General features: G+C 44.6%; 9 protein-coding genes. 1 reads left to right on the top strand and 8 read right to left on the bottom strand.

From position 1 onward, the window contains the following. Positions 1-10 precede the first annotated feature (10 nt). Positions 11-2,152 (bottom strand): S8 family peptidase, encoded by a 2,142-nt coding sequence (locus W04_RS15185; protein WP_053911468.1) that lies wholly within the window; start codon positions 2,150-2,152, stop codon positions 11-13. Between the two features lie 206 nt (positions 2,153-2,358). Here W04_RS15185 and W04_RS15180 point away from each other — a divergent pair, with 206 nt between their 5' ends. After that, positions 2,359-3,543, top strand: a complete 1,185-nt coding sequence (locus W04_RS15180; protein ID WP_053911467.1) for an NAD(P)/FAD-dependent oxidoreductase — start codon at positions 2,359-2,361, stop codon at positions 3,541-3,543. 360 nt (positions 3,544-3,903) lie between these two features. On the opposite strand, the gene W04_RS15175 is transcribed toward W04_RS15180, so the two are convergent. The 7 genes from W04_RS15175 to W04_RS15145 form a co-directional block, all read right to left on the bottom strand. Next, positions 3,904-4,650, bottom strand: a complete 747-nt coding sequence (locus W04_RS15175) for a M48 family metallopeptidase (RefSeq protein ID WP_053911465.1) — start codon at positions 4,648-4,650, stop codon at positions 3,904-3,906. Beyond that, positions 4,650-7,799, bottom strand: a complete 3,150-nt coding sequence (locus W04_RS15170) for a type I restriction endonuclease subunit R (RefSeq protein WP_053911463.1) — start codon at positions 7,797-7,799, stop codon at positions 4,650-4,652. Before W04_RS15170 ends, W04_RS15175 begins: the two co-directional genes overlap by 1 nt. Positions 7,800-7,932: 133 nt before the next feature. Continuing rightward, positions 7,933-9,399, bottom strand: a complete 1,467-nt coding sequence (locus W04_RS15165; RefSeq protein WP_053911461.1) for an ATP-binding protein — start codon at positions 9,397-9,399, stop codon at positions 7,933-7,935. Continuing rightward, complete coding sequence (locus W04_RS15160; RefSeq protein WP_053911459.1) at positions 9,399-10,793, bottom strand: restriction endonuclease subunit S; 1,395 nt, start codon at positions 10,791-10,793, stop codon at positions 9,399-9,401. Before W04_RS15160 ends, W04_RS15165 begins: the two co-directional genes overlap by 1 nt. Continuing rightward, complete coding sequence (locus tag W04_RS15155) at positions 10,790-13,258, bottom strand: type I restriction-modification system subunit M (protein ID WP_053911457.1); 2,469 nt, start codon at positions 13,256-13,258, stop codon at positions 10,790-10,792. The genes W04_RS15160 and W04_RS15155 overlap by 4 nt, the downstream gene beginning before the upstream one ends. A 32-nt stretch (positions 13,259-13,290) precedes the next feature. Beyond that, complete coding sequence (locus tag W04_RS18990) at positions 13,291-13,443, bottom strand: hypothetical protein (RefSeq protein WP_053911455.1); 153 nt, start codon at positions 13,441-13,443, stop codon at positions 13,291-13,293. A gap of 223 nt (positions 13,444-13,666) precedes the next feature. Beyond that, positions 13,667-15,220 (bottom strand): BCCT family transporter, encoded by a 1,554-nt coding sequence (locus W04_RS15145; RefSeq protein ID WP_053911453.1) that lies wholly within the window; start codon positions 15,218-15,220, stop codon positions 13,667-13,669. Positions 15,221-15,407 lie beyond the last annotated feature (187 nt).

Below are 15,407 nucleotides of genomic sequence, written 5' to 3'. Positions count from 1 at the left end.
TAGTGTTTGTTTACGGGTTGTACTGTGCGTTTAGCGTAACGCCAGAGAAGGTCTGGTACGCATTAATGCTAATGTGCCAAGTACCTGCTTGTGGGTTACTGAAACTACAGCTTTCATTGTTTCCTGATTTATAAGGACGGCAATCGTAGCTGCTGCTTGTTGGTTGTGAGCCAAAGCGCACGAAAAGGTCACCATCACCTGTGCCACCCGACATATCAATGTCTAGCGTGCTCATACCTGCAGGGACTTCTAGGGTGTAATGTTTCCATTGGCCAGAGCTTGCAGAGATATCTGTAACGCTGCCGCCGCCACCTTCGCCAGTGCTGCCACCTGAGGTAGTTAGCTCACCTAGTAGGCTGGCATTGTTGTAGCTGCTATAACCACGTAGCATCACGTAGTAAGTGCCTGCTGCTGGGTTATCAATGCTACATACTTCGTTGTTACCACTTTCGTATGGACGACAGTCATAGCTTGAAGTTGTTGGGGCGCTACCTGCTTTCACATACATGTCGAGGTCACCGCTGCCACCGCTGGTGGTGAAGGTCACGTTCGACGCACCTGAAGGCACGGTCATTGTGAAGGTGGTTTCAGAACCTTGCGCACCACTTAGGCCTGTTTCTGCTTGGCCAGGAGTAAGCTCATTATCGCCACTTGGTGGTGGTGTCGTGGTGCCACCTGCTTCGGCAACCGCTGCTGCTGCATCGATGATACCTGTACCGCAGTTATTACACGTTGCACCAAAAGACTTGGTGGTTGCTTTAAGAATATTTTCAATTTCGTCTGGCGTAGCAGCAGGTTTTGCTTCTTTGATCAAGGCAGCAACACCAGCAACATGCGGCGCAGCCATTGAAGTACCTTGAGAGTAGGCGTAGTTGTCGCTACCCGGTGAAGTTGAACCGCTGTTTAGGGTTGAAAGAATCCCTTCAGGGTCGTTGGCAAAGCTTTGTGCACCACCAGGGGCTGCTACGTCGATGTTGCTGCCGTAGTTTGAATAGTATGCACGACCACCGTCACGACCTACCGCAGCGACGTTGATAACGCCGTTACAGTTACCTGGGTTGTAGTTGGCAGAGTTGTCGTTATCGTTACCTGCAGCCACTACAATAGCCGTGCCGTTTGCGCGTGCTTGGTTAATCGCATTTTGCGTAGTTGAGCTACAAGAGCCTGAACCACCTAAGCTCATGTTGATAACATCAGCGGGGTTCGCGTTTGCAGGCACACCCGATACACTGCCGCCGGAAGCCCATACGATTGCATCAGCAATATCAGACGTTAAACCACCACATTTACCAAGAACACGAACCGGAACGATGTTGGCGTCATAAGCAACACCCGTTACACCTTCACCATTATTGGCAACGGCTGCAACTGTTCCTGCAACGTGTGTACCGTGCCAACTAGAACCTTGCGCGCCATGAGTGTAGCCACACTCGTTGGCGGTGATTGCATCACCTGGATCGCGTGCATCATTGTCACGACCGCCGCCATCGTTAGCAACAAAGGTGTCGGAGATCATGTCATAACCAGCAAGAAGGTTAGCAGCTAAATCGGCATGCGGGCGATAACCAGTATCAAGCACGGCCACAGTGACCCCCGCGCCTGTTGCGCTATCCCATGCACTAGGCAAGTTAATGCCAGCTGTTTGCTCGAAGTAATGCCACTGATCGCTGTAGCGCGGATCGCTCGGCGTAGCAAACGGTTGTAGCATTTGGTCAATTTCAATGTATTCGATTTCACCGCTCGACGCCATGCTTTGCATAAACTGCTGAGCTTCTTGGGCGCTTAACTTTTTGTCTGTACGAATAACGTGGTGGTCTTGCATGGCCATTTCACGCACGTATTGAGCGCGAGCTAAGCCTTTATTCTTAAAGTTGTTTACAAACTTTTGCGCACGAAGATTGGCATTTGCCGCTGTAGCAGGGCTGTTAACACCGAATTCAGGTACATTTTTGTATTTTATGATGAATTGAGTACCTAGGGACGATTGGCCTTGCAGTTTGGCTTGTGTTTGCGCCATGGTTGCTTGGGCTGGTACGGAAACTTCTTGAAGATCATTTGCTAAGGCTGAAGTGGTGCTTAGCGCCATTGGAATTGCCAAGGCTAAAACGGTTTTCTTGACGCTCAATGAGCGAGGGGTTTTTGTGGTTGTCATAAGGTATCCCTTTTGTTGAATTTTTACATTTGATCTGGATCAAATGAGGGAACAATCGTAAAGATACTGTGAACATTGTTAAAATAATATTTTGAAATAAAACTGGTACAAAAAGTTATATCAAGCCGTATAAGTGGGTAAAGTTGCTGTCGCTGAGTTGTATTCAGCTGTTATAATGCAGCTTTATGTTGGTATGAGTTTAAGTGATGCAACAAGTCGATGTACTGGTTATAGGCGCTGGCGCTGCGGGGCTTATGTGCGCTGCACAAGCAGGGTATCGTGGACGCAATGTGGTGGTCGTCGACATGGGTAAAAAGCCCGGACGTAAGATTCTTATCAGCGGCGGCGGGCGTTGCAACTTTACCAACGAGCATGCCAGTGCTCATAACTATTTATGCAATAATCCCCACTTCGTTAAATCCTGTCTCAGTCGCTACACTCAGCATGATTTTGTCGATCTAGTCGAACGCCATGGCCTGGCATATCACCATAAAACCTTGGGGCAGTTATTTTGCGATAACAGTGCGCAAGATATTGTCGATATCCTTATGACTGAATGTCAGTGGGCGGGCGTCCATGTGCAGCTGCGCAGTGAAGTCATCAGTGTTGAAAAAGCGCAGCAGGGCTATGTGGTCACCACCAGTACGCAAACCTATGCGTGTGAATCTCTGGTCGTGGCATCTGGCGGCCTAACCATGCCGAAACTAGGCGCAACGCCAATAGGCTATAAAATTGCTGAGCAATTCGGCTTAAAGGTGTTACCGACTATGGCGGCCTTAGTGCCTTTTACGTTGCACCAGCACGATAAAGACCGCTTTGATGGCCTCTCTGGGATTAGTGTAGAGTGTGAAGTCAGCAGTGAGGGCAACACGCAGTTTCGAGAAAATATACTCTTTACCCATCGCGGTTTGTCGGGCCCCGCTATTTTACAAATAAGCTCGTTTTGGCGTGCCGGCCAAGCGGTGACTATTAACCTCTTACCCGATCTGTGTGTTGAGCAATGGTTAGCTCAGCAGCGTCAAGATAACCCGCAGAAGTCGCTAAAAAATGCCTTGGCCACCATCTTACCGAAGCGATTTGTGGAGATGTTACACGAGACGAATGCCATTGCTGATTGTAATGTAAACCAGTTAAGCCACAGCCAGATAAATGAGTTAGGCAACTACCTTCACCGCTGGCAGATTAAGCCCAATGGCACCGAAGGTTATCGCACCGCCGAAGTGACCCTAGGCGGAGTGGACACCGATGAGCTCAGCTCGAAAACCTTCGAAGCAAAGCAAAGCCCAGGGCTTTACTTTATCGGCGAAGTGACCGACGTCACCGGCTGGCTCGGCGGCTATAATTTCCAATATGCGTGGAGCTGCGGCTGGGCCTGCGGCCAGGCGTGTTGATTGTATTCTGCTATTCAAAAGAGGATAGTCTAATAGTAAAGAGACAATTTAATAGAAATGAGATTATAGGTTAGTTTGTCTCATTGAGGCTCTTATTAGGGTCTGTTGACCTTTCAAGTTCGTTTTTGCAGCAGTTTGATTGGGTTTTATACAAGGCAGAGGCTGCGTGGCATAGTTATTCTATGTGAGCCAGCCGATAACACAGTAGAAAAGCCAATCAAGTGCTGCCGAACGGTTCTTTTGAGCGCACTTTTCTCATTGTTGCTCAATATTCGCTTAGATTACTAGGCCACACATCGAGCGCCGCGATAAAAGCACGCTCAAAGAGAACAAAAATAGAACAGCAAAGATCAACAGACCCTAGTAACTCCAGTCTTCATAAGCCAGAGGCAAGCTATTAAGTAAATCCCTGCGTTCACGCCAGTTAGGCATATGTTTGTCCATGAGAGAGCGGAATCTGTCATTATGGTGGCGCTCTAGTAAATGAACTAATTCGTGTGCAAGGATGAACTCCATACATTCTGGTGGCTTCTTAGCAAGTTCGAGGTTAAGCCATATGCGCTTAGCTTGAATATTGCAGCTTCCCCATTTGGTTTTCATTTTTTTGATGTTAAATGAATTTGCGTTTACTCCAAGCTTGTTTTCCCATTTGGGCAAGAGTTTTTCAAGTGCGCGTTGCATTTCATCACGATAGAAACGGTTTAGCAGTTTTAGTTTATTGTCGGTTGACGTATTTTCTGCAACCGCTAACACTAAATTGCCATTTCCCTTTGCAGAAACACTATATCTACCTTTTGCCTCAACAAGCTTTAAACGGTATTTCTTCCCCCAAAGGTAATGGCATTCTCCATTCACCATTTCACGAATTGATTGGCGTTCTTGCCCTGCAAAGTCAGCTTGCTGCTTCTTAATCCATGCAAGTTTGTTAACGATAGCCAGCCTGACTTTTTGGTCACTCGTATCCTTGGGGATAGACAAACGCACTTTGCCGTTTGGCGGCAGTACGCTTAAGTGAATGTTTTTAATGGCTCTGCGATTTAGTTCTACATCAATATCGCCAATACGAACCACTTCAATGCTTTGAGCATTATTTTTTGTATGGCGCACTAATGGTATTCCTTCTGAGCTTTAATCAACTCCATCACATCTACAATGTTCACATCGTAACCTACCGCTTCTTCTCGCACTGCGTTAGCTATCTCACGTTCTTTAAATCGATCACCAAGCCAATCGGCTTTTTTAGTGTAGCGAACAGCAGTATCAATTTTGGTTGTAAGTACCTCATCGTTACCGAAGTTGTCGTAAATTGCCTGTTTGGCTGGCGTATCTACAGAAGCAGGGTAGTTTTGAGTCGTGTTTTCTCTTGGGCTTACCACTTTCTTAGCGAGAGCTTTAATTTGTTCAAGATATTCTTGATAACTAATCGCTTCCTCTCTGCGTTGCTTAATAATTTCATCGAGCAACGTTGCCATGCTGTCAAAGTATTTAGGGTTTACAGGATTTTCATCCACAATAGTTTTTCTTACGTTATTCTCAATAGCTTCTGCCATTGCGTCTTCGTTGTCCCGTAAGCCTTCTGGTAAACCTTCTAAGCCTTTGCCCTTATTGTTTACAACTAGATCAATCAACCCCAACTCTTCAAAATCCATAAGCTGTTCACTGTCATCAGCTCGAATATACATATCAAGTAACTGACGCATCGCAGGCTCAAACCGCTTCATTTCGAGTAGATCGCCACTGGAAAGCTTTACCTCATCTCGTACTTTCTCAAAGTACGCGACTTCCTTTTTAATATTTTCAGCTTCTTCAAAAGTGTAACCAGCTTGCTCCATTTCATTGGCAAGGTTAGTGTAAGCGCGGATGAGCTTAGCTACCGATTGATATAGAGTTAAACGCAGTGCTTCTTTTTCTGTGCGCTCATTTTCATCTTTAGGTTCAACACCAGACTCACCACAAAAATAATGTTGGAAGTCTTTGATGTCTCTTGGTGCTTTTACTGGCTCACATAACGCTCTTACTGCTTCCAGCGCATTATCTAAATCAGCACGAGATTCTTGTAAGCGGTCTTTTAAAAGTCCTTTAACATCGTCAGCATCGTAGCCATCAAACGCTTCTGCTGTGTAATCTTTAATAGCTTTATCAAGTGATCGGAACAAGTCTTTATAGTCGATAATGTAACCGTAGTCTTTATCTTCACCATCTAATCGGTTAACTCGGCATATGGCCTGAAATAGGTTGTGATCAGCCATCTTTTTGTCGATATAAAGGTAAGTGGCAGAAGGCGCATCAAAGCCAGTGAGCAGCTTATCTACAACAATCAGCAGGCGCATTTGCCCCGGTTCTTCAATAAAGCGCTTTTTAACCGCTTTTTCGAACTCTTCAACACGCTTAGCGGCTTCATCTTCACTTTGCTCAAAGTAATCAGCTAACATCTTGCGATAAGTGTCATACTTAAACAGCTTTTCGGTTAACCCTTCACCAGATTCTTCGCCTTTTATTGTGCTAGCCGCAGGCTGATAACTGGTTACTACTGCACATTTACCAGCAAGATCTGTTTTAGAAAACATCTCATAAACCATGCAGGCTTGATGGACACTGGCACACACCAACATGGCGTTGCCTCTACCAGACATCAGTGCAGGCTTTCTTTTCATATCAAGCCATATATCCATCACAATACGTTCTAGTCGAGACTTACTAGAGAGCACTTTTTGCATGGTGCCCCATTTTTGTTTGAGCTGCATCTTGGCAAGGTTAGATAAGCCTTCGGTATTAGCATTAAACCAAGTATCAACGCCTTTCTCAGATGTTAAGTGTTGATCAATATCTCTTGCTTCATATCGAAGATCTAAGACCACACCGTCACTTACGGCTTCATCAAATTTGTAAGTGTGAATATAAGGGCCAAAGACTTCTAAGGATTTCTTCTTGTCCTTTTTCATCAGTGGTGTACCCGTAAAACCAATAAACATGGCTTCAGGTAAGATAGCTTTCATCGCTTCGTGCAACTTGCCCGATTGAGTTCGATGACACTCATCAACAAACACAAACAAGTTACCTTTTGCCGCAAAGTCACTGGGTAAGTTTTTGGTTAACGCTTCAAGGTAGTCTTTTGTTGCTTGCGTCTCGTCTTCTTCGGTGGCTGCTTCACCATTTCGACCAAACTTATGTACTAGTGAGCAAAATAACCAAGGGTTAGGTTGATTAAGCGTGGCAACCAAATCCCGTCCGCTTTTTGTGCGATAGATCTCTTCATCAACACCTGAGAATACTTTTTCGATTTGTTCGTCTAATTCGGTTCGGTCAGTAACAATAAGCACTCGCGAATCTGTTACATTCTCACGTATCCACTTAGCAAGCCAAACCATCGTTAAGCTTTTACCTGAGCCTTGTGTGTGCCAGATAATGCCATCATCGTGTGTTTTAACGTGTTTCTGTGCTGCTTGGATGCCGAAGTATTGGTTGTGTCGGCATGTTTTCTTTACCCCAGCGTCAAACACAATAAAGTCATGAATGAGTTGCAGGAACCGCTTTTTATCGCACAATTGTGCGATATGAGTGTCGAGTAAGTTTTCTGTTTTTATATCCCCTGCTGGTAGTGGGTTGGGGTTTTCTTTACCTGCGCATTCTTTCCATTCAAGGTAGTATTTTTCAGACGTTTCAATGGTGCCGTAGCGGACACCTTGAGTATCGTTACCCGCCATTACGAGCTGCATAGTGGTGAAGAAGTTACGAATAAAGGCTTTCTTTTGATTGTCTAAGTTTTGGCGAATGCCTTCGCTAACTGATACTGAAGAGCGTTTTAATTCAATTACACCAAGTGCAATGCCATTAACGTAAATCACAATATCAGGGCGTTTTTTCAATTCACCTTTTACAGTGACTTCTTCAGCAATGGCAAAGTCGTTAGCTTCTGGGTTTTTCCAGTCAATCAGCCACACGGTTTGGTTTTGTTCACCAGCACCTTCTTTTTCTTTTACGCCATAACGGAGTAGGCGATAAACATCTTTGTTCGCATCAAAGAGCTTTTTACCTTCGCCAAGGGCTGCGGCAGTATCGAGTTGGCGTAATGTACGGGTAATCAGAGCATCAGAAATTCCGCGACCTTTAAGCCATTTAGTCAGCAAGTCTTTTTCAATATTGCTGTTACCTTCTCGGTATTCCCAATTACCTAAGTAGTCGTAATCAAGTTGTTCTTTAAAAAACTTAACCACTCGGTTTTGGGTTTTTCGTTCTAATTGACCGACATTACTCATTTAATATCCTTATTTCATTACGAATCAAGCAAACAGCAAAGATAAAATATACCGTTTTTACAATGTGTTACCAATATATCACCCATGTCGCACTCATGTTTTTTTTGACTCAGTCAAGCAACGGTCAAGCAAATTAGTACCAATGAGGGACATACCTCATTGCCTTGGTTCCAGCATCCGGATCATAAGGTTTAATCAGTTTGGCTTTTATTGTGTCTTTAATAATTCTGCTGACCATAGCGCTGTTCTTTTCTTCGATAGCAAAGCGTTCGCGCAGCGACTTATTATTCATGTGCTCGCGATTAACATGCTTTAAGCAGCAGTGTTGGTAGCAGGCACGAATACGATCTTCCTTATCCATATCGGCAAATTCTTTGTGACCGAACAATACCGAGCGAGTGTGTTGATCCGTTACTTCAAAAAGAGGAGCGGGCAGCTGATAAAGCTCGGTTTGAAAAATAACCTTGTCAATTCCCGTTCCCCGCTCTTCACAAATATTGATGCGCCGCATAAAAGAAGCCAAGGCTTCGTTTCTACTGCGAGGCGGGGAGTCTAAAAAGCGATCTGTATCTACCAACGGAACGCCCGGGTTGGTGATTTCCATGCGAGACTCAAACAACTCAACCATAGGCCCAGTGCCAGTTAACGCAAAGTCCTGGTGAATAATGGCATTAGCAATCAACTCACGTATGGCAAGCTCTGGATACATGGGCACCTCCTTGCGAAAGGCCTTACCTATTTCTTCATTTGAAGGCAACAAGGTTTTCAGGTAATCAATCAGCCCCTCAAAACCTACGGCATAGCCCTTGTTGCCAATTATCTCGCGCACGGTTTCGACCCGACTGTTGTCCTTGTATTGCACAAGGCGAACCGCTTTGCGGGCCAGATGCTGAAAATCCTGCAGTTTTTTGGCGAACAGTATCGCGCCCAGGTTAGTAATATGCCAGTTGCCCGACTGCGTGGCGGTGATCAGTTGATCGGCTTCGAGCGCACTTAAAATGCCCTGACGCCCCTCCGGCAGGGGCAATCCCACCAAATCAAAATAGGCGGGATAGTCGATGAGTTTCAGCACCTTTTCGCTGCTGCAGTTTTCGGCCGCCAGCTGCTGTTCAAAGGGCGTATGGTCGAATACACGCCACAGCGCTCGCTCCTTTTCGGGGAAGTCCCGGAGCTTTTTCTTGTAAGAACCGACGCGGATAAACTCTGTCCCATCGAACTGCACAGGCGTGTGTGCGGCAGCCTGAATTTCTAAAATGACTACGCACTGATCATTTGAGTGGGTAAATTCATAAAATTGAAAATGAATCTTGGGCGCTGTTTTTTGCAGCAACCAGCTTTCCAGTTCCTGCCCTTTGTATTTTTGGCTTGAGGGCTTAAAACTTGTGCCAATCACCTCGTGGGTTTTATCGTCAACGCCATAAACCAGATAAGCGCTTTGCTTACCCAGCAGGGCCGCAGAGTTGGCGAGCGCTGAGATATATTCGCCAATTTTTACCACATCGACATTGTGTTTGAACTCCACCCACTCGGTTTCATCGGGCAGATGGCACAACTCTTTTAACAGAGCGCGTAGCTGGGCAAGGCTTTGTTCTGTCGGCATCAGCTACCTCCATCCTGTTCAGTCTCAAGCTTTTTAAATGGTAACCTTGTGCGGCCTGTAAGTAGCTCTTGCATCATACCTTGTTTGATTTGGCGGGTTTTCGCCAAGCGCTGTTCAAGGGTTTGGATTTCGTTATCCATATCCGAAAGGATGGTAGATATAGCGGTTTGTTCTTCTAGCTCAGATGGCAAGGCGATAAGCATACTCTTTACGTCATCTTTATATAAAGCGCCAAGTGAGGTACTTGCGTTATTCTTCTTTAATAGCTTTTGTCCAATGTCTGATTTAAAGAAATAATATAGGAATTTACCGCATACGTTCTCATTAAGCTTAAGTAAATACATATTTGGAGCAAGTGTAGCGTGCTCAGTTTTCATTTCAAAAAAGTAAACTTTCCCAATTTCGCCTCTTTTTGTAATTAGAAGCTCATCTCCATATAGCGATGTTTTCTTGAGAAATGAGTATGACTTAGCATCAACATATTTTACTTTGCTTAAACTAGAAGAGTTTTCGAGATCTGTTGCTCGAACATACCAAGCGTAACCGTCATTGTCTTTAATCGAAACATTTTGAGCTACAGATTCGAAGCTCCCGTTTGCTTCAAAATCTGTAAGGAGTTTCAATTGCTCATCAACAGTTTGGACCTTCCAATCCTCAGGGATTTCACCTAGTTCACTGGGTTTTGTGCCTTTTGGCTGGCCTTGCTTTTCGCCTTCGGTGTAAGTGGAGAACTGGGGTAAACGGGTCTTGCCTGTCAGCAGTTGCTGCATAGTGGCGGTTTTAATCGCTTGTTTTTTCGCGATCAGCTTTTCCAATTCCGTTAATAGCGCATCAACATCGGATAAGGCATTGGCAATGGTGGTTTGTTCATTCTTTGGTGGAATTGGTAAATCACATTTTTTTAGTTTTGTTGTGCTTATAAATGGTTGATCTGTTCCAACAGCACTTTCTTCTACAAATAATTTTATAAATTTAGTTAGCAAATAAAATGCAAAGTTAAGATCTATGTTTTTATCTGATGTCGAAATTTTGCCTACACGTTGATACAAAATACTAGGAAGATCGTGCGGAGTTGATTTTGCTAATTTTAGTTTCCCATTAGTAATTGGTCTATTTAACGCTAATAAAAGATCACCAGCTTCAAGAATTAAGTGAGGATACTTATTTACATAATTATCAGGTAAATAAGCAATAGAATCCCATATAACCTTTCCGTAAGAAACATTATCAATTCTTAACAAGTTTAAGCCACTCTGAGTATATTCAGATTTAGCAAACCCTAAGCCAGCAATGATGTTAAAGCATTCACCAAATTGTTTTACATCCCATGTTTTAGGGATTATTCCAACATCGGATTGTTTAAACCCATCAGGTACAGAATTTATTGCACTCATAGTGACCACTCCAAGTCCATCGCTTTTAAGTGACCTGCCACTTTATCGCTAAGGTCATCAACTGATTTAGTAAGAGTTGGCAATGGCGTGCTGTAACGCTCTTCCAGTTGTTTAACACGGTTTGCCATTTGTTGGGTAACACGTTCAATTTCAGCAACGATATTGGCTTGTAAAGTGGCTAGCCATTTGTCATCGACAATCAGCGTTTTTATTTCACTAACATCAAGTTTTGGATATTGGTTGAATACCGATAAATCGAGGGCATCGATCGCTTCTTTCACTGCTTTTTTCGCAGCCGCTTCAGCATTAAACAGTTTGGTTGTTTGTTTCAGCGCTTTAAGTTCATCAGCATCTGTTGCTAGCTTAGTTCTGGCAGCAACACTGGCTTTGGTTATTTTGTCTTTATCGTTGATGGCTTCAACCAATAAGCCATCCTCACCGCCATGTTCTTCAAGGTAGCTTTCCAGTGCTTGAGTGGCTTCATCTTGCTTGGCTTGCAGGGCATCAACTTGCGCTTGTTCGTCAGCAAAGTACCGGGCAACGATTAAGCTAGGTGGGATAATCTCGGCTTTGTATTTTTTCTTATTGATGATTAAATCTGGTGTTTCTTTAAGCTTTTCACCTTTTTTAGCAATAAGTTCACGAAGGGTATTACCTGCTTGCCAATCGTCCTGTACCAATACATACACATCGTCCTGCATGGTTTCGGCCCAGTAATCCATTAGGATTTGGTAAATATCGTATTTGCTTAATAAGTCACTATTGGCATAGCTGTTTAATAAATTTTCTGAAATGTTAAAGATAAAGTTTTTCGGGTTATCGCCTACTTTAATCTCTTTAAGTTTTGCTTCTGGTATCCATTGTTTAAATGGTAATAGGCTACGAGCGGCAAAATCTTTAAATTCTTGGTGAGCCAAAATGGTGCTTTTAACTAGGCTTGCTTCAACCAGTGCGTGGCTGTAACCATCGCGTTCTGGCTTAAAAAGGGTGGCACGGATGCTAGGGAACACCTGCCAGTAATGCTCAAGCGCATCAATGTCACGGTTTGGAATGCCACCTTGCAGGTGAGCGCTTAAATCGTGTAAATCTTCTGGCTCTGATGAGTCGATATAACGCGGGATGTTTAGGTTGTAGTCGTTAGCGGCAATTTCATCAATTTGAACTAAGCGGCTGTAACGCTCAAGTTCTAAACCTTTGTTAAACACATCAACAATTTTATGAATGTCTTGGCTGCGCAGGCGGTTTTTATTGCCATCTTTAATAAAGCCTTTGCTGGCATCAATCATAAAAATTGGGCGACCTGATACGGTTGGTAACTCAGTATCGCCTTCATTAAAATTAGTAACCGCCTGTTGCGCGTGTTCTTTATCTATCACGATAATACAGGCAGGAATACCCGTACCGTAAAACAAGTTAGCAGGTAAACCAATAATGCCTTTGATGTAACCTTGTTTGATGAGATTTTCACGAATGGTGGCTTCAGCATGACCACGAAATAATACACCGTGCGGTAAGATCACTGCGCCTTTACCTGTGCTTTTTAAGCTTTTGATAATGTGTAGTAAGAAGGTGTAGTCACCGTTTTTTTCTGGCGGAATGCCCCAAGTAAAACGGTTATATAAATCGTTTTCTGGCGTTAAGCCACTTGTCCAGTTCTTATTCGAAAATGGCGGGTTGGCAACCGCAAAATCAAAGGTTTTTAATTGGTTAGGAGCATCTTTCCATTGCGGATCTGAAAGTGTATTACCTTTCCAGATCTTAGCGGTGGTGTTGTTATGTAAGATCATGTTCATACGGGCAAGTGCGCTTGTGGCGTTATCCATCTCTTGTCCGTATAGGGTTAAACCACGCTCCGCTTGATCGCTGGCTTTTAATAACAATGAACCTGAGCCGCAAGTAGGGTCATACACAGTCGCATCCTGCGGTGTGTCTTCTTTAATGCCGACCACTTTGGCGAGGATTTGAGACACTTCCGATGGTGTATAGAACTGGCCTTTAGATTTACCTGATTCAGTAGCAAAGTGGCGCATTAGATATTCGTATGCGTCACCTAATAAGTCATCACCGCCAGCACGATTTGCTGATAAGTCTAAGCCTTGGAAAATGCCGATTAGCTTGGTTAGGCGATCTACCATGTCTTTGCCTTTACCGAGCTTGTCTTCATCGTTGAAGTCGGCAACGTCTATTATGCCTTTAAGGTCGTTTTCTTCGGCTAGAGCTGCGATGATTTTATTGATTCTATCGCCAATTTCTTTGTCGTTTTTGGCGGCTATCATATCGTCGTAGCTTGCGCCTTCTGGCACAACTATCATGCCGTATGGGTCGCCTTTGTATTTATCGCTGACGTACTTCATGAATAGCATTGTTAGCACGTAATCTTTATATTGGCTGGCATCCATCCCGCCACGTAGTTCGTCACAGCTTGCCCATAGTGATGAATAAAGCTCTGTCTTTTTAATTGCCATGTGTGTTCCTTTAATTCCTTGTGCCTGAGCGGTTAGAGCAAGTCAGTGTTTAAGCCTGCGGCTTTTAAACGGTGAGTGAGGTTACGCATTTTAGAAAATTCATTATCAAAGCCGGGCTCTAGGCCAACGCCTTCACAAAACTCTTTAGCAGTGATGCTTTTTAAGCTATCTGCGTATTTGATCATTTGCAGATGCAACTCAGTGGTGTACTGATTGCGTGGCGCATCATCTAATGCTTGTTTTGTGGTCGAAGGTAACTTGCTCGTTCATAACACGATTATTCTTTTGGGTGATAATTTATATAAATTAAATAACTTAGCAACTTCAACTAATCTCGGTAAGTAACCTGAGCTAAGTTAACGAGATTAGTTGTAATTCTGTCGCTAAACTGAAGCTTTTGCGAGCAGCTCACGTATGGAGTGGCGGATTTTTTGCCCGAGCAAATACAATGCGCGGCGCATCCCATAGCGAGGGCAGTAAGATAATAGAGACTGGCACGGCGGTGACCACTATAAACGCTTGCAGTTTGTCGATACCGCCAGAGCCTATGATGATTAAAATACTGCCCATCAAGCCCATGGCTATCCCCCAAAATACCCGAATGGGCACGGCGGGGTGCTCAGAACGTGAGGTCGAAACCGATAATACATAGGTCATCGAATCCCCCGTGGTGGCGACAAAGGTCAGGGTTAGAATTAAAAACAGTAAAGACACTAACCCGCCTAGCGGCAAGGCCTGAGTGATGGCAATTAATGCTGCGGGAAGGTTAAAACCAGCAAACGCTTTGGAAATAGTATCGGCTTGTTCTAGTTCGAGGCTTAACCCGGTGCCACCGACGATGGTAAACCAGAACATGGTAATAAGCGGAGCCACGATACACAGCATGATAATAATGGCGCGAATAGAGCGGCCACGACTAATGCGGGCGATAAAAATGGCCATCATCGGGCCGTATCCTAAAAACCAGCCCCAAAAGAACACTGTCCACCAACCAAGCCAGCCAGCATCATTAAATAATCCTGCCTCGCCCCGGTATAAGGCCATATCAAAAAAGTGGCTTAAATGGGTGATAAGGCCGCTAAAAAAGCTGGTAAAAATAAACGAGGTGGCTCCCGCAACCAATATAAATGCCAGTAACACCAGCGCAAGTAACATGTTCAAACGACTGAGTATCTGAATGCCTTTGGTAACCCCTGAGACTGCCGACATCACGAAAATAAAAGTGAGCACGCCAATCACGCTTACTTGGGTGAGTGTGGTATCGGGAATGGCAAATAACGCATTCAAGCCATAGCTTACCTGTAAGCCTAAAAAGCCGATTGGCCCCACGGTACCGGCCACCACAGCCACAATGCACACGGCATCGGCGATAACGGCAATGGGCCCACTCAGGGCTTTTTCTTTAAATACCGGGTAGAGCAAAGTACGTGGTGCTAAAGGCAAGCCTTTATCATAGTGATAATGCATTAACATAATGGTGGTTAAACTGCCGAGTATGGCCCAAGCAAGAAAGCCCCAATGCAAGTATGACTGGGCCAAAGCGTAGGGCACCGCCTCTGGGGTTGCTGCCGCGACGTGGTTAAATTGGGGCGGCATGGATAAGAAGTGAGCCATGGGCTCTCCAGCAGCCCAAAATACACCACCGCCCGCGAGCAGGGTACACATAATCATGGCTCCCCATTGGAATAACGAAAATTCCGGGGCCGCTAAGTTGCCAATACGCTGTTTGGCTGCGGGCAACAGGGCAGTGGCGATGGCAATGATAAAGGTGGCTAATAACAACAACTGCCAGTACAAGCCAAAATACTTAGCCGACCAAGCAAAGCTGGCATCAACCCACTGCGATAGGGTCTTGAGGTCGAACAGGGCAAAAAGGCAAAAGCAGATGATGAATCCGGCGCTGAGTAAAAACAGGGGTGTGTCGACACCGAGGCGGTTGAGTTTAGTGCTGGTTAAATTGATTGTGCTTCCCCAATTACGCGTTTAGCAAAGGTTCATTGCCCTTTGTCACGCTTAGGTGGGTAACAAAAACCAATGGTGTTATAGTCCTTATTATAACGTGGCACAGAAACATCATGCCAATGTTTGCTGCAATTGCTGTTGCGCTATCTCGCGTTATGGTTATCGCAGCATAATGCTATTTAGCTCA

Source organism: Pseudoalteromonas sp. SW0106-04, assembly GCF_001293805.1.
In the GTDB taxonomy this organism is placed as follows: Bacteria; Pseudomonadota; Gammaproteobacteria; order Enterobacterales; family Alteromonadaceae; genus Pseudoalteromonas; species Pseudoalteromonas ruthenica.
This window is presented reverse-complemented; position numbering and strand designations above follow the sequence as displayed.

Excerpts from the sequence above, each read along its gene's own strand:
- W04_RS15185 (WP_053911468.1), bottom strand. The coding sequence starts at position 2,152 with ATGACAACCACAAAAACCCCTCGCTCATTGAGCGTCAAGAAAACCGTT.
- W04_RS15180 (WP_053911467.1), top strand. The coding sequence starts at position 2,359 with ATGCAACAAGTCGATGTACTGGTTATAGGCGCTGGCGCTGCGGGGCTT.
- W04_RS15170 (WP_053911463.1), bottom strand. The coding sequence starts at position 7,799 with ATGAGTAATGTCGGTCAATTAGAACGAAAAACCCAAAACCGAGTGGTT.
- W04_RS15165 (WP_053911461.1), bottom strand. The coding sequence starts at position 9,399 with ATGCCGACAGAACAAAGCCTTGCCCAGCTACGCGCTCTGTTAAAAGAG.
- W04_RS15160 (WP_053911459.1), bottom strand. The coding sequence starts at position 10,793 with ATGAGTGCAATAAATTCTGTACCTGATGGGTTTAAACAATCCGATGTT.
- W04_RS15155 (WP_053911457.1), bottom strand. The coding sequence starts at position 13,258 with ATGGCAATTAAAAAGACAGAGCTTTATTCATCACTATGGGCAAGCTGT.
- W04_RS18990 (WP_053911455.1), bottom strand. The coding sequence starts at position 13,443 with ATGATCAAATACGCAGATAGCTTAAAAAGCATCACTGCTAAAGAGTTT.